The following is a 15,302-nucleotide window of genomic DNA, read 5'->3' on the forward strand; positions in this document are numbered from 1 at the left end:
ATATACATGAATATCGTTAAAGATGAAAAATATAGGAAATGGCCCCTTTTTACTCTATACATATGGAAAACAGGAGGAAACCTGCATGGCCCAAAAACGCATTTTAATGGTTGTCACCAATCACACCACGATTACCGATGATCACAAAACAGGCTTGTGGCTCGAGGAATTTGCCGTTCCCTACAATGTCTTCAAAGCAAAAGGCTATGCTGTAAAAGTTACCAGTATCCTGGGCGGCGAAGTCGCGCTTGACCCGAACAGTATTGGCGAGGAAAAAAATGCAGAATGGGCAGAAGCAGAGCAGGAGTTGAGGCACACCGCAAAGTTAAGTCTTGAAGACGCCCGTGGTTATGATGCCGTCTTTTTGCCCGGCGGCCACGGCACTATGTTTGATTTTCCCGACAATGATACGTTGCAAAAAGTTCTCCAACAATTCGCGGAAGACGGCAAGGTGATCAGCGCTGTGTGTCACGGCCCCGCCGGTCTTGTCAATGTTACCTATAAAGACGGAACCCCCTTGGTCAAAGACAAAACGGTGACTTCCTTTACCGATGATGAAGAGCGAGAAATGAAGCTGGATATGCATATGCCTTTCCTGCTGGAATCAAAACTTCGCGAGCGTGGCGCGCGATTTGTCTCGGGTAAGAATTGGAGCGATTTCTCCGTTCGGGACGGTCTCTTGGTCACCGGACAAAATCCGATGTCAAGCAGAAGCACAGCGGAAAAAGTGGTCGAGGCATTGGAGAGCACTTCCCAAAAATGAAGCAACGCGATCAGCAAACATCCCTCTGTCGGTTGACAGAGGGATGCTTCGCTTCCTAGACGATTTTACCGATGGCGTCCAATACCCGATCCGGTTGGAATGGTTTGACGACAAAGTCTCTTGCCCCGGCTTGAATTGCGCTGACAACCATATGCTGCTGCCCCATGGCGGAACACATGATTACTTTGGCGTCCGGATCAAACTGTTTGATTCCCTTTACCGCGTCGATTCCTTCCATCACCGGCATGGTGATGTCCATCGTGACGATATCGGGTTTCAATTGCATGTATTTTTCAATCGCATCCTTGCCGTTTTCTGCTTGGCCGATGACCTCATGCCCGCCTTTTTGTAAAATATCAGTCAATTGCATGCGCATGAACGCTGCGTCGTCAACCACTAGTATTTTTGCCATCTTCTTTCAACTCCTAAGCTGGTTATTCATAGAGTTATATACCCAGGCATGTTGCCAGCTAAACAAGTTTTGCAAAAAAAGATAGGAAAAAAGACCGGTCTCTTTCCTGACAGACTTGACCGGACGGTGCATCCGGTTTAGTATCAAACCAGCTAATCTGTTGACAAGGAGCGATTTCCATGGCAGAACAGGACCAACAAATCTGGAGCCGTCCAGACGGTTATACGATCACGACGGACAAAAATTGTTTGAATATTGATACAATCCATCATTTTCTCAGCACGCAATCGTATTGGGCAAAAGACATTGCCCGCGAACTTGTCGAGAAACTTGTGCAAACCTCGACCATCTGTTATGGAATCTATAACGGAAATCCTTACACAAACAGCCAGGCGGAACAAGTCGGATTTGCCCGCGTTGTTTCTGATCTCGTCCGTTTTTCCTGGCTCGGCGATGTCTTCGTCGTCCCCGCCCACCGCGGACGCGGGTTAAGCAAATGGATGGTCGGTCTGATCGTGGAACATCCGCTGTTAAAAGGTACGTCATTTAATTTGACAACAGCAGATGCCCACCAACTGTATGCCCAATATGGCTTCGAGTTGGTGGATCAACCGGAAAACCGGATGCATCGACAGTTGGATTGGCCGACAATTTACCAAGCTCACGGCCTTGCCGCCACCCCCAATAACCACAACGAATAAACGCTGTGGCCGACCTGTAAGAAAGAGCCATCGGTTCCACAACAAAACGGAGGCGGTTTCGCTCTAAAACCAGCGAAAAACGATCCTCCGTTTGTTTTTGTCCATCCGGTGCCACCGTTCTCCTCCGCTATATGCCGAAAATACCGGGCAACCACAATGTCAAATCGGACCAATAAGTGATGAGCAGCAAGTCAATAATGGTGACGGCGATAAATGGCCAGATCGCTTTGATCAACTCTTCCAGACGAACTTCCCCCACCGCCGAGGCGATGAACAGCCCCGCACCTACCGGCGGCGTTAACAAACCAATGGTGGCGTTGAGACATAAGACAACGCCGAAATGAACAGGGTTAATGTGGAAATGCTCGAGCAAGGGCAAAAAGATGGGCAGCAAAATAACCATAACCGCCATCTCATCCATCACTACTCCGGTAATCAACAGCAGCAAATTGACCAGCAGCAAAAAGACCCCCGGGCTGGAAGTTATACCGCCAATCCATTCGACCAAATGCTGTGGCACTTGCTCAAAGGCCAGCACCCAGCCGAACGCCGACGCCATCGATAGCAACATCGTCACGGTTGCTGTGGACAACCCGGCCTGAACTAAAATTTTGGGGAATTGTTTGAATTTCAGTCCGCCATAAACAAACTTGCCGAACACGATCGCCAGCACACAAGCGATCCCGGCCGATTCGGTTGCCGTGAACACCCCTGAAATCGTACCGCCAATGATGATCAACGGAACGGACAACGCCGGCAGGACACGCACAAAGCCTTTAAACAATTGATCGAATGTCGCTCGCTGGGTTTTGGGAAAATTCTGTTTATATCCGATAAAAGCAATCAGACCGATCAAAGAAGCGGCCAGCAAGATGCCGGGAATAATACCCGCCAGAAACATTTGACTGATCGAGACGCTGGAACCGACCGCATAAATAATGAAGAGCATGCTTGGCGGAATAATCGGCCCCAACAAGGCTGCGGAAGCGGTGGTGGCAGCGGCGAACGAGCGGTTGTAACCGTCTTTTTCCATTTGCGGAATCATCACACGACTCATCATTGCCGTTTGCGCCGTGGCGGAACCGATAATGGAGGCCAAAAATACGTTGGCAATCACATTCACATAGGCCAATCCCCCGCGAAAATGACCTGCCAGCGTTTTCGCAAACTCGATCAACCTGACCGTGATTCCGCTGGCATTCATCAATTCACCGGCCAGCATAAACAAAGGGATCGCCAGCAGACTGAATCCTTCCACACCCGAGTACAAGCGTTGGGGCAAGCTTTCCAGCAACCCCCATTTGTCGCTCATCACGATGTATAAGACACTGCTGATGCCGAGGACGAGTGAAATCGGCACTCTGATCAACATGAGCATGAAGAACAAGATCAAGGTAAACAGCATCAGGCAATCTCCTCCTCGCCGCGGATCGCTGTCAGCAAGAAAGCGAAAGCATGAATGGCCATGCAAATCATGCCAAACGGAATGCACAGATAGGGGTAGAGCATGGAGATGCCCAAGGTTGGCGATTTTTGCATCAGCATGGAAGGCGCCGTCACCCATTTGATGGACAGCACCAACACGAGCAGACAAAACAGGGTAATGATCGCAAAGCCAACGGCCAGTACTACCCGCCGGACTCTGCCGCTCAGGCGGTCAAATACGAGCGTAACGGTAGCGGCCTGCTGGCGCTTGATCCCCATGCTCCCGGCAATGAAGGTAATCCATACCAGCGTGTAGATGGCGACCTCTTCTGCCCAGCTTAACGGACTGTTAAGAAAGTAGCGAAAGGCGACCCCCAGGACGATCGAGAGAAGCATCACGCAGAACAGCACAATCACGAGCACGGACTCAAGCCTGGCGATCAGGTCGCTGCATTTTTTGATAAAAGTCATCCTTCTCTACTCCCAGCTTTTATTCTGTTCCAAGAAAGCTTTGATCAGCGGATTCTTCTCGGAATATTCTTTATACATTTGATCAATCAGCGGCTGCAGCATCGCTTTATTGGCAAACACAGCGACGTTTACACCATTCTTTTTGATTTCTTCGATTCGGGAAGATTCCAGCTTGATCGCTTCCTCAATGCCCCAATCAACCGCAGCCGTCATCGCCTCGCGGACGATCTGTTGATCTTCCGGGCTCAGTTTCTCAAAGCTGCTTTTACTGGCCATCACCACTTCGGGAAACGTCATATGGCTGGTTAAGGTTAAATCTTTGGCAATTTCATAAAATTTTTGCGAAAGCAGCGCATCGAGGTCAATATCGACGCCATCGATCACCCCGGTTTGCAGCGAAGTATACACCTCAGGCAGCGGAATTGGTGTCGGTCCCGCACCCACGCCTTTCCAGAACTCTTCGAAGAGCGGGCTGGAAGGAATGCGAATCTTTTTCCCGTTCAAATCGTCGGGCGTCGTCACCAGCCCGGATCGCAGCAAAATGTGCCGGTTACCCGCAAAGAAGTAATCCATTCCGACAATGCCTTGACTGTCCAGCTCTTTCAGCATTTGTTGGGCGGCTTCCCCTTTTCTTGCTTCGGCAGCCGATTTCAAGTCAGGAAACAGAAACGGCAAAAACCATCCATTCAAAGATTCCGAACGGCTGCTCATATATCCGTTGCTGATAATGGCGAAATCGAGCGTGCCCGTCTCCACCTGCTGTACCATTTCTTTTTCCTTGCCGAGCTGAGCCGCCGGAAAAATATCGACCTGCATGCGGCCGGCAGAGCGTTTATTCAACTCTTCTTTAAATTTTTCCGCCACCTGGTTTTTGATGTGGGCAGCTTGTACTTCATGACCGAGTTTGAACGTATAGCTCGGTTTGGCAGATCCATCGGCCGCACCGCTTGCTCCCCCTTGTGCGGTGTTCTCATTGCTGCCGCACGCCGATAGAATGGCGGCTGCACTAACAGCTGATAACAAGAACGCGATTACCTGTTTTTTCATAGGCCCCCCCTGTTTTCAAAAAACGAATTTAGCGAACTTTGAACTTCGATCTGCAAGACGGCGTCAGCCTTGATGTATGCGCTTTCAGCATTGTTTCGGAAAGATTCCCGAATGCGCAAGAAGACAACTGAAAAAGCTGAACCCTCCTGCACATGGGAAACGTTCCATGTTGACTGATTCAATCTTCAAAATAACGTACATTTTCTTTCGACAAAATCTCCCGCAGCCCGTAAAAATCGAGGCTTAACTCTCCCCGTTCGATTTTCGCCTTGGTGTCTTCTTCTTTCTGCACACGCTTTTGGGCCGCTTCCAGCGAAGTTTGCAAATCTTCCTGTCTGACCACAACGACACCATCGTCATCGGCCAGCAGCAAATCTCCCGGCCCCACTTGAACACCGGCACAAACCGTCGGAGCATTCACCCATCCGCCTCTTGTCTTGGTCGTGCCAAGCGAATGAATCGCCTTGCTCCATACCGGAAAACCAAGCTCTCTAATTTTGGCCGCATCGCGAATGCCGGCATCGATCACCACGCCTTGAACTCCCCGCTTGATCAACGCCCTGACGATCAGTTCACCGATCATCCCGTGGACACTTTCACCGATCGTCGTCACAACCAGAATATCCCCGGGCTGACACACCTCAATGGCGGCGTGGATCATCAAATTGTCTCCGGCATGGCAAATCGCCGTAACCGCCGGACCGCAGATGGCTCTTCCTTCAATCACCGGCTTTAACGAATGATTCATCAGACCGGTTCGGCCCTGCGCCTCGTAAACGGTGGAAGTATCCAACGCGGCATACTGTGCGATCATGGCTGAATCCGGTCTCGCGATGTTGCGGCGAACGTATTTCTCCATTAAACTAATTCACCTCCAACATAAGGGAAGAAGCGGCTGAACGCTTCCGCATACTTGTACTGGTTGTTTCCCGAGCAGCGCCGCGCATGATTGCCTCTTAATTTTGCCTTGGCACCGTAATAATCGATCAGATGCTGTTGCGCTTTGAAACAGTTCATCGCGCCTTCTTTTTGTTCGTAAACCTCCGTAATATCGATGATCACATCCGGCTTAAAGTCGCTAATCTCGGATTGGTGCGGTTCAAATCCGAACAGTCGCGCCTGTTTCGCTGCAGGATAGCCGTCGATGCGCACACCGTTTGAGGTGGACAACACACTTGCTTCAAATACATATTTGGAAACGGTCTCGTGATCAGGGTTAAAGGCATCCCGCGGACCATGGCTAATAATATGGTGCGGCTTCACTTCGCGGATTTTTTTGGTCAACCGCTCCATTCTTTCCGGGGTGATCTGCATATGGTAATCTGCAAAGTCCCAGATCTCAACGTCGGTCACGCCCAAATGCTTGCAAGCTTGTTCGATTTCTTCTCTTCGCACGTTTTTCACGTTTTCAACCGTTTGCCCCGCGATGTTCCAAAGATCATTGGACTCGCCTCTTACGCCGTAGCTGAGAATGACCAGTGAGACGTTTGCGCCGTTTTTCACATATTTGGCGATCGTTCCGCCCGCTCTCCATACAAAATCGGCGGCATGTGCGCTTACCACCAACACATTGACATCGTGATCAATCATCGTTATCCTCCTCTATCTGCCTGAATAGTCGCACGCGATCTTTGTTGCATAAAATTGCTCAACAATATTGATTCCATGTATTGAGTATAAATATCGTCCTGCAATTAGTCAATAGTTTGAATTTCGTTTCTTTAGCGAAATTTTTGCTGCCAGCCTGTTTCATAAAAAAAGACGAAATAATCGTTTGCATGATTATTCCGTCCTTTTATTCCATTTCCTTATTCGACGGCGGGAGTTCCATATGTATGGAAAGTCGGCACCGTGGCATTGCCCCACGCCTGTCCTTTGGCTCGTTCCGCTTGTGTCCAGGTGATCGGTTCCCAATCCGGGGCAAAAATCAGGTAACCGCCTGCGCACAATTCAATGCGATTGCCGCCTGGCTCGTAAACATACACAAAAAAAGTTTGGTTGGCTGCATGTTTGCTGGGAGCAAATTCGATATAAACGCCATTGTCGAGAAAAATATCCGCCGCCCGCAGTACCGCTTCTCTGCTTTCCACATTAAAAGTCAAATGGTGCAGGCGTCCTTTTGCTCCCGTCTTGTCGGATGTGTAAGCAATTTCATACGATTTGTTGGTAACATGCAGCCAGGCTGCGCCTCGTTTCCCATCATCGAGGATAAGCTGTTCGCTCATTTTGAATCCAACATGCTCCATCATGAATTGGCTGTCTGCATCTACATTGGAAGTGAGCAAATTGAGATGATCCAGTTGCCGAATATTCGCTCCTCGCGCCGTGTTTTTTTGCGGCTGATTTTTTAACGACGGTCTTAACTCGGCGGGAGGTGTATATTTAACCGCTTCATAATAAATCTCCATCCGATGGCCGTCAGGATCGGTGAAGCGGTAAGTCAGGCCGTGATCGATATCGCCCTGCTCTGCCCAGCCTATGCCGTATCCGGTCTTTTCAATCGCCAACGCTCTGCGCTCCAGAGCAGCGGGAGAAAATGTACGCATTCCGATATGGCCTAACCCTGCTTGGGGTGATTCGGTCAATTTCAGGCTGTATAGCTGGTAATCTCCCCAGCCCCGTAAATAGACGGATTGACCTTGCCTCGCCACTTCTTCCATCCCGAGAATTTCCTTGAAAAAATGCAAGCTCTCGTTCGGCTTTGGCGTAAGCAATTCAACATGTCCCAAATGCGCTACATCATGAATTTGTTCTTGTGCCATCATTTGCCCCTCCGTATATAACAATATTGTTTATCAATTATGGCTTGCAATAATTGTAAATGAAAGGGCTTTCCGTTGTCAATCTGTTATCAATTTTCTGAACGATCGGTTTATTTGCTGCGGAGTTGCGGAAACCGTGCGCCGGAGCAATAAAAAGCCCTTGATCCGGAAACGAACGATCAAGGACTTTTCATCATCGAATGAGCAAGTGATCTAGACGATTCGTTAAAGCAATCGGTAGCTTTCCCGGAGTTGCCATTCGGGCAATGGTGAAAGCTGATGGTATCCGGCGAATCGTTTAAAATTTTCCCGGGAACTGTTTGACAATGATTTTGGTTAAAAAAACCGCTTTTATACAGCAGCGTTTTTATGGAAATAACGGATTGCGAATGGAAAGAAAAAAAATCCGTCTCTTCCCCCCTGACTGATCTGCGCGGAAATCGTTATGCACATTTGCACCAAGCGATTCGACAGGAAACAACCTATAGGCATTATCTATAAAGAAGATCACTTCTATATATTTTACAAATATAAAGAAGTGATCGATAATCATCACATAGATCTCGTTAAAAAGAGGGGTTTTCGATGGGAAAACTTTTTTCCGCTTTACGGCCGGAACATGAGCAGTTTATCCAGAAGCAACGAATCTTTTTTGTTGGGTCGGCTCCCTTGCAGCCTGAGGGACATGTAAACATTTCTCCAAAGGGCTATGATGTACTGCGGATTTTGTCGTCTTCAGAAGTCGCCTATCTGGATTTGACGGGGAGCGGCAACGAAACAAGCGCGCACATAACCGAGAATGGACGGATCACGCTGATGTTTCTCGCGTTTGAAGGAGCTCCCCTGATCTTGCGGCTATACGGGAGTGGACGTGTCGTCTTGCCAAATATGCCGGATTGGGAGCGGTTGATTCCACACTTCGATCTGCTGCCCGGCGCGCGTCAAATCATCTCGGTCCAAATCCATGCGGTGAAAACATCTTGCGGTTACAGCGTCCCTTACTATTCTTACGCTGGAGATCGCAACACACTGCAACAGTGGGCCCAAAAAAAAGGAGAACAAGCTCTTAAAGCGTACCGTCAGGAAAAAAACAGCCTCACCATGGATGGATTGGTTACACCCTTGGGTCAAATTCCCTCCCAAACTGCAGATGCTGACGAAAACGGCTAAGCACGGTCCACTTGTGAAAAATGCCCCCGTATCACCGGGGGCGTTCGTTTGCAGATGGCTTATTTGTTAGCGTGATTTATCTTCCCTGCGCCTGTTTGGAACGGTAAAATTCGTTAAACAACTTCATCAACGCCCGCTTCTCAATCCGAGAAACATAGGAACGGGAGATCCCCAGTTCGCGAGCAATTTCCCGTTGCGTTTTTTCCTTGTCTTGATCCAAGCCAAAGCGGCCAATAATGACCTCTTTTTCCCGATCGTCCAAGATGTGAATGTGCTGGTAAATCTTGTTGCTCTCCAGTTTTAGCTGAACCGCATCGACCACTTCATCCGTCTCCGTACCCAGCACATCAATTAATGTAATCTCGTTTCCTTCCTTGTCCGTGCCAATCGGGTCATGCAGCGATACGTCTTTTTTGGTTTTTTTCAAACTGCGGAGATGCATTAATATCTCGATTTCACGGTCAAAGCGACCGGCGACCTTATAGACAACGAAAAACCAGCATCGGGAAAGATGCTGGCCGCGGAACTCGAAGCTAAACCTTGCGCTGGCACGTTAATAACACTCGAAATAGTCAATCCGATTCAGATCTAATCCGGTATACACCCAAGAAAAGCCATTCCAACGATAACCTGCTACCGAAGTGGGACCGACGAAGACAGGATAGAACCAGAATTCTCTGCCATTTCGCAGCCATACATACGTATAGCGATACAGGCAGGAACGAATTGCACCGGGATCGACACGATATGTTCTGCCAAAAGGTCGGGAAGGAGTGCGACCTACCGGTGGAGGACCGGGTGGAGCACCGCCGCCTCTTTGTCCGCCGGGAGGAAACCCGCCGCCAGGGGGAAACCCGCCGCCAGGAGGAAACCCGCCGCCGGGAGGAAATCCGCCGCCGGGAGGAAATCCGCCGCCGGGAGGAAACCCGCCGCCGGGAGGAAACCCGCCGCCGGGAGGAAATGGTGGTCTGTAACTCACTTGCTGTCACCTCCAATCAGTCTCTTATAGGAGATGCGGCGGGGACTGAAATGGATTGGATGAATGTAACGGGGCACTTCCCTAATTTCCATTCACACTCGGCTAGAAGGTATAAATTTCGATTGCCGGTGAACTTTTGTAGACCTTGATTTCACGCACGACTCGCCGAATCAGCTCTCGTCTGTCTTGGTCCGTCAGTTGCTCCGGCGCAACCTCAAGATAAAAGCGTACTGCGTCATGTTCCGGACTGGTGGCGCCGCTTACCTCGATATTTGTTGCTTCCATCCGCTGCAGTTGCTTGGTAATTCTGGTGATTTTCTCCTTTGCTTGCCGCAATGCCTGTTCCAGCTCATCTGCCATCTCGCTGTGCTCAACCAGCATCGTCAGCAGCCTGCTTTGTGCATTCTTCGCTTTTGCCAATTCCCGTTTCAAGCGAGCCAGCTCCTGCAGTTGCTCCTGCTGCTGTTCGCGCACCGCCAACCGCTCCGCTTCCTGTATATCGCTCTCCTCGCCCAGCCAGCGGTTCACGCTTTGCCAAACGAGTTGGTCCACTTGTTCGCACAGAACGGTATGGCCACAACCCGGCTGTTTCGCCCCTTGCGTATTTTTCCGATCAGAATAAAGAAAAACAGTTTTCCCCCAATGGCTCGCTTTTTGCCCGGTCATCGTGTTTCCGCATTCGCCACAGCGCAGCAATCCGCTTAGCAAGTATTGGTGTTGCGCTTTCCCGGCCCAACGGCGTCTCGATTCCTTCAACAACTGCTGGGCGTGTTCAAACTGCGCTTTGTCCACAATCGCGGGGCAAGGAATGCAAATCCACTCATCTCTTGGCCGTTGTTGAACGACCCGCCTCTCGTCCGCTTGCTTATACCGATTGGCCAACATGCCCTCGGTATTCCAGCGATTTTGGTAAAACTCGCCGATGTAAGTCCGGTTGGCCAAAATTTGCCGGACGACTTGCCGATGCCAGACAGCCGCGCCCCGTTTGGTCGGGACCCCTTGCTCGGTCAAATATCTGGCGATTCCGTTGATGCCGTGAATGTCGGGTTGCGGTGTCGTAAACAAGTTGAAGATCAAGCGGACGATCTCCGCTTCCGCTTCGTTGATGATAAACTTCTCTTGCTCTTTGCAATAATCGTACCCGAATATTTTAAAGTCGCGCAGGACACGCCCCTGACGTGCCTTTTCCTTTCGTCCGCGCGACATGCGTTCGTTGATTTTCGCTTTTTCAAACTCGGCAATAGCGCCCCGCATGCTGTAAAAGAGATTTCCTTCCGGCGTTTTCGCGTATTCTCCGTTGACGAAAAGCAATTCGATTCCCCGCTGATCCAATTCATCCGTAATGATCAGTTGATTCATCAGCTTGCGCGACAAACGGTCGGGGTCGAGACAAATCACTTTGCGGATTACTCCCCGCTTCGCGTCCTGCCGCAAGCGGGTCAAAGCGGGCCGATCCAAAATCTCTCCCGACACGCCTTCATCGATATATTCAATCACCGTTTCGCCGCCCGCCTTCCTCCGGCATTCCCGTATCTGGTCCTGCAGACTGAAGCCGCTCTTCGCCTGTTCCTCTGTGCTCACTCTCGCGTAGATCCCTACCATGCAATCTCTCCCTCCTGAATTTTTCGATCAGGTAGCGGTAACAATCGGAGCGAATGCGGTCAGATGAATCGCCAGTGAGAAAATGTACCAACATCATACATCCCCTCCCTGAGAAAGAGGATATGCGAGAACGGCTTGTTTTCTTGTCTTTTATCTGCTGCCTGCAGAACACAAACAAGAGGAGACGAATGTCCCCTCTTGTTTAATCATTGCCAATATTCTTAATATGGGCGCCCGCCGACAACGAAGCGATATTCCCAGGAAGTATCGTTAAACTGGGTGATTTTTACACCGCCCGCTTCTTTGCTGTAGGTGTGGAGAATCTTTCCGTCGCCCAAATAAATCCCCACGTGGGTGATTCTTTGGCTCGCTTTGTCAATTCCGCTGTAACTGGACGCTTTCGAACCTTTGTAGCTCATCATGAAGATCAGGTCGCCGCGCTGCAAATCGTCCACGTTGTAGACTGGCGTTCCGCTTTTCTTCACAAACTCGGCTTGTGAACGGGAATTGCTGCCGATGTTAATTCCTGCACCTTCCTTGTAGGCCAGCATCGTAAACTCGGAGCAGTCCATCGTTTTGCTGTTGGAGCGGGTAGAGGCATATTCATACGGAGTCCCCAAATATTTCATACCGGCTGCAATGACTTTCTCGGCGATATCCTGATTCGCAGTTGTCTCATTGCTCGGTGCAGTTGGTGCCGGTTGCGGCTGGGCAGGTGTAACCGGTTTGGAAATCACCGGCTGGCTCGGTTCAGGCTTGTCCGGCGTTTGCACCGTATCGTTCAACAGACGGCGCACTCCGATCAGTTTGCTTGCCTGGCTTCCGGTCAAAGATTTGGTCACAACCTCGTCCTCTCCCGCTGAAGCATAGACAAATTGTTGAGCCCCTACATAAACCCCCATATAATTAGGAGTACTGGTGCCTTTCGTGGAGAAGAAAACCAAATCCCCCGGCTGAATGCTGGCGGCATCTACTTTTACCCCTGCTTTGTATAATGCAGAGATGCTGTCCGCAACATCGATTCCCACTTGCCGATATATGTAGGCTGGTAAACCTGCTGAATCAAATTGGGTAGGGCCATTGGCTCCCGATTGATAATCTTGGCCAACCAATGATTTGGCCAAAGCAACAACTTCTTGCGTATTTGCGGACGCGGCTTCCCCGGTTTGTGCTGCAGAAGCTTGTCCACCTTCAGCCAACATCAACAGGGACGTGCTTAAGATGACGGCCAATGATGACTTTTGCAACCATGCTTGTTTCGTCATTTTGTTTCCTCCTAGCTGTGATGTTTTCTCCCAGTCAACTGGGTACAACCCCATCTTACTGGTCTGTTTGCCAGAAATTAAGACCGCAATTTTTTCCAAATAAGTATTTGATTAGATAGTCCCACGTTTATCTGCAGTTTCCAATAACGCATCTTTATGTAAAGGGACAGGGTACAAAGTCCCATAAAGTGTTAATCATTTGCTCAGAAAAAAAATGCCATGTATTTACAGGAAAATGTAAAAACATGGCGCTGCATACTCGCTTATGATCTTATGTTCCGCTTTCTGACGAGTCGTTTATTTTTTCTTGCCAACTTTCGCTTTATATAAGAAACCGTTTGATCCATCTTCATCTTGTGTGAACCTTTGACCAAAATCGTGGTGTTCGGTTGCAGCCGTTTGGCCAACAGACGATGCAGCTGTTGCCTGGAGGAGCAGTGGACAGCTTTTTGTCTGGAAAGTCCATGCTGCAGTGCCCCCGTTCGAATATGTTTGGCATCCCGCCCCAATGTATACAAGTAATCAATCTTTTTCTTTGCCAGATATTTGCCCACCTCCTTGTGTCCTTTGACCGCATAGTTTCCCATTTCCAACATGCTGCCCAGCACCGCAATTTTGGGTCCTGTCGCAATTCGGGCCAAAACATCGGCGGCTGCTTTTACCGCGGTGGGGTTGGCGCTGTATGTGTCATCCAACACTTTAATTCCGTTTGCCAAGCGATTGACGACCAATCTTCGTTCCGGTTTTTTATAATGTTGTAATCCGGCCTTGATCAACGGGATGGAACAGCCGAGTTGGTGCGTGACGGCAATCGCAAACAGCGCATTGTATATGTTGTGTTCGCCAAAAGCGGGGACGAAAAAAGTATGTTCCTTATTCCGCAGAGCGACGCGAAAGCTCATGCCGTTGGATTGAAACCGGATGCCTTTGGCCCGATACTGGGCATGCTTGCCTGTTCCGACCCGGATAATTTTCCCTTTAAATTTTTGCGTCAACAGCAAGCGCGAGTTTCGGTCATCCGCATTCAAATACAACGTTCCCGTCGGTTTCATATATTGGATCAGTTCGGACTTGGCCCGGGCAATTCCCGATATTTTCCCGCCAAAATTGCCGATGTGCGCCGTCCCGATATTGGTGATCACTCCGATATTGGGCTGAATAATTTGACAATGCCGCTTGATGTTTCCTTTTTTGAGCAAGCCATATTCCAAGACGACCGCGCGATGTTGATCAGTGATTTTACGCGCGTTCGCCCGCGTATTGTTTATAAAATTCATATTTTTGGCTGTCTGGAAAATTTTGTAGCGCCTTCTTAGAATGGAGGCAATCATCTCTTTGGTTGTCGTCTTTCCCGCACTGCCGGTAATCGCGATCACCGGTTTGTTCAAGATCAGCGTCTTTTCCTTTCGCACTGGCGTTGCTTTCGGTTTGACGGCTGTCTTGCGTGTTTTAGATTTTGCGCCAACCCGCCATCGTTTGACTCGCGTTCGAACCACCAATCATCCCACCTTTTTCCTATGTGTTGTTTAGCCACTCCACAGACGCACACCATCTTATGAAAAGAATAGGTGATTGGTATAGACGGGTATCCGCCTTCTCCCTGTCCGCTTTCACCCAAAACCAACCTTGACCCACTGGAATAAACTATAGAATTGAAACGGTCAAGGGAGGCGAGTCATGACAACGAAAATCAAAATCGTAGCAGTCGGCGACATTTTGATGTGGGGCAAGCAAATTGCCGCTGCCAAAAAAAACGGCGGCTATTCGTTTCGCTCCATGTTTCAAGAAGTCCGCCCTTATTTGCGCGGCGCCGATCTCACCATCGGTAATCTGGAGACGACCTTTTCGGGCAGAGAAAAACAATACCAACAAAAAAACCCGAAGACGGGTTATCCGATGTTCAATTGTCCGGATGAACTTGCCAAAACGTTAAAAGCGACCGGATTTGACGTACTGACGACAGCCAACAACCATTGCATGGATCGGGGCGTCCGCGGCTTGAAACGCACGTTGCAAGTTTTGGACCGCCACGGTTTTGCTCATACAGGAACGTATCGCAAAAAGGAAGATTCCCGCAAATTCCTGATCAAAAATGTGAAAGGAATCCGCGTCGGCATACTCGCTTACACCTACGGCACCAATTATATTTCCGTTCCCAAATCAAAGCCTTGGTTGGTCAATCGGATCAAACTGGAGAAAATCCGCAGCGATCTTCGCCGGCTGCGCAAAAAGGCGGACGTCACCATCGTTGCCTTGCATTTTGGCCAAGAGTTCCGCCGTTATCCGACAGACAAGCAGAAACGATTGGTCAAAGCGGTATTGAAAGCGGGCGCGGATGTGATTTTAGGCTGTCATCCGCATGTGCTTCAGCCGATCGTCTGGAAAAACCGCCAGTTTGCGATTTACTCGCTGGGCAACTTTATCTCTGCCAGAATGCGCGACAATCTTCAGACGGAGAGCGGTGTCATTCTCAATTTGACCATAAAAAAAGAGGACAACGGCGAAACCTATGTATCCGGCTTCGACTATATCCCCACGTGGACGCAAAAATGGAGCAAAAACGGAAAGGCATCCTACCGCGTCTTGCCGGTCAAAAAGTTTCTTCGTCATCCCGATTCCCATATTTCCGCGAAAGACCGTGACACTTTGAAACAGGTGTGGAACAATACGACCGCTCATTTAAAAGGACACGCGCGGTAAGCTGG

The 15,302-nt window shown here is 49.5% G+C and carries 15 protein-coding genes and 1 pseudogene; 4 read left to right on the forward strand and 12 right to left on the reverse strand.

Annotated features, from left to right (window positions below):
- Nucleotides 1-85 precede the first annotated feature (85 nt).
- On the forward strand, nt 86-763 hold the full coding sequence (locus JOD01_RS07510; protein WP_204517646.1) for a type 1 glutamine amidotransferase domain-containing protein: 678 nt from the start codon (nt 86-88) through the stop codon (nt 761-763).
- A gap of 55 nt (nt 764-818) precedes the next feature.
- Here JOD01_RS07510 and JOD01_RS07515 read toward each other — a convergent pair whose 3' ends face one another.
- Nucleotides 819-1,175: a response regulator gene (locus JOD01_RS07515; RefSeq protein WP_204517647.1), complete on the reverse strand. Its 357-nt coding sequence runs from the start codon at nt 1,173-1,175 to the stop codon at nt 819-821.
- 179 nt (nt 1,176-1,354) lie between these two features.
- On the opposite strand from JOD01_RS07515, the gene JOD01_RS07520 reads away from it, so the two are divergent.
- On the forward strand, nt 1,355-1,876 hold the full coding sequence (locus JOD01_RS07520) for a GNAT family N-acetyltransferase (protein WP_204517648.1): 522 nt from the start codon (nt 1,355-1,357) through the stop codon (nt 1,874-1,876).
- A 127-nt stretch (nt 1,877-2,003) separates the two neighbouring features.
- On the opposite strand, the gene JOD01_RS07525 is transcribed toward JOD01_RS07520, so the two are convergent.
- From JOD01_RS07525 to JOD01_RS07550, 6 genes are all read right to left on the reverse strand, one after another.
- On the reverse strand, nt 2,004-3,281 hold the full coding sequence (locus tag JOD01_RS07525; protein WP_204517649.1) for a TRAP transporter large permease: 1,278 nt from the start codon (nt 3,279-3,281) through the stop codon (nt 2,004-2,006).
- Nucleotides 3,281-3,772, reverse strand: coding sequence for a TRAP transporter small permease (locus JOD01_RS07530; protein WP_204517650.1), 492 nt, complete (start codon nt 3,770-3,772; stop codon nt 3,281-3,283). The genes JOD01_RS07525 and JOD01_RS07530 overlap by 1 nt, the downstream gene beginning before the upstream one ends.
- A gap of 6 nt (nt 3,773-3,778) precedes the next feature.
- Nucleotides 3,779-4,819, reverse strand: coding sequence for a TRAP transporter substrate-binding protein (locus tag JOD01_RS07535; RefSeq protein ID WP_204517651.1), 1,041 nt, complete (start codon nt 4,817-4,819; stop codon nt 3,779-3,781).
- A 178-nt stretch (nt 4,820-4,997) separates the two neighbouring features.
- Nucleotides 4,998-5,678 carry a 4-carboxy-4-hydroxy-2-oxoadipate aldolase/oxaloacetate decarboxylase gene (locus JOD01_RS07540; RefSeq protein WP_204517652.1) on the reverse strand — a complete coding sequence of 227 codons (681 nt, stop codon included), beginning with the start codon at nt 5,676-5,678 and terminating at the stop codon, nt 4,998-5,000.
- Nucleotides 5,678-6,409 (reverse strand): PIG-L deacetylase family protein, encoded by a 732-nt coding sequence (locus JOD01_RS07545; protein ID WP_204517653.1) that lies wholly within the window; start codon nt 6,407-6,409, stop codon nt 5,678-5,680. Before JOD01_RS07545 ends, JOD01_RS07540 begins: the two co-directional genes overlap by 1 nt.
- Before the next feature lie 218 nt (nt 6,410-6,627).
- Nucleotides 6,628-7,581 carry a catechol 2,3-dioxygenase gene (locus JOD01_RS07550; RefSeq protein WP_338028536.1) on the reverse strand — a complete coding sequence of 318 codons (954 nt, stop codon included), beginning with the start codon at nt 7,579-7,581 and terminating at the stop codon, nt 6,628-6,630.
- A 585-nt stretch (nt 7,582-8,166) separates the two neighbouring features.
- On the opposite strand from JOD01_RS07550, the gene JOD01_RS07555 reads away from it, so the two are divergent.
- Complete coding sequence (locus tag JOD01_RS07555; protein ID WP_204517655.1) at nt 8,167-8,751, forward strand: pyridoxamine 5'-phosphate oxidase family protein; 585 nt, start codon at nt 8,167-8,169, stop codon at nt 8,749-8,751.
- Between the two features lie 76 nt (nt 8,752-8,827).
- Here the strand turns inward: JOD01_RS07555 and JOD01_RS07560 are convergent.
- The 5 genes and pseudogenes from JOD01_RS07560 to JOD01_RS07580 form a co-directional block, all read right to left on the reverse strand.
- Nucleotides 8,828-9,208, reverse strand: a pseudogene (locus JOD01_RS07560) (sigma-70 family RNA polymerase sigma factor); the annotation flags it as partial.
- A gap of 96 nt (nt 9,209-9,304) precedes the next feature.
- Entirely contained in the window at nt 9,305-9,730 is a 426-nt protein-coding gene (locus JOD01_RS07565; RefSeq protein WP_204517657.1) for a hypothetical protein, read from the reverse strand.
- A 102-nt stretch (nt 9,731-9,832) separates the two neighbouring features.
- Complete coding sequence (locus JOD01_RS07570; protein WP_204517658.1) at nt 9,833-11,332, reverse strand: recombinase family protein; 1,500 nt, start codon at nt 11,330-11,332, stop codon at nt 9,833-9,835.
- Between the two features lie 221 nt (nt 11,333-11,553).
- Complete coding sequence (locus tag JOD01_RS07575) at nt 11,554-12,597, reverse strand: C40 family peptidase (RefSeq protein WP_204517659.1); 1,044 nt, start codon at nt 12,595-12,597, stop codon at nt 11,554-11,556.
- Nucleotides 12,598-12,860: 263 nt separating this feature from the next.
- A complete protein-coding gene (locus tag JOD01_RS07580) occupies nt 12,861-14,093 on the reverse strand; it encodes a UDP-N-acetylmuramoyl-tripeptide--D-alanyl-D-alanine ligase (RefSeq protein WP_338028537.1) in 1,233 nt (410 codons plus the stop codon).
- 181 nt (nt 14,094-14,274) lie between these two features.
- On the opposite strand from JOD01_RS07580, the gene JOD01_RS07585 reads away from it, so the two are divergent.
- Nucleotides 14,275-15,297, forward strand: a complete 1,023-nt coding sequence (locus JOD01_RS07585) for a CapA family protein (protein ID WP_204517660.1) — start codon at nt 14,275-14,277, stop codon at nt 15,295-15,297.
- Nucleotides 15,298-15,302: the final 5 nt, after the last annotated feature.

It is taken from the genome of Brevibacillus fulvus (assembly GCF_016908525.1).
Lineage (GTDB): Bacteria > Bacillota > Bacilli > Brevibacillales > Brevibacillaceae > Brevibacillus_G > Brevibacillus_G fulvus.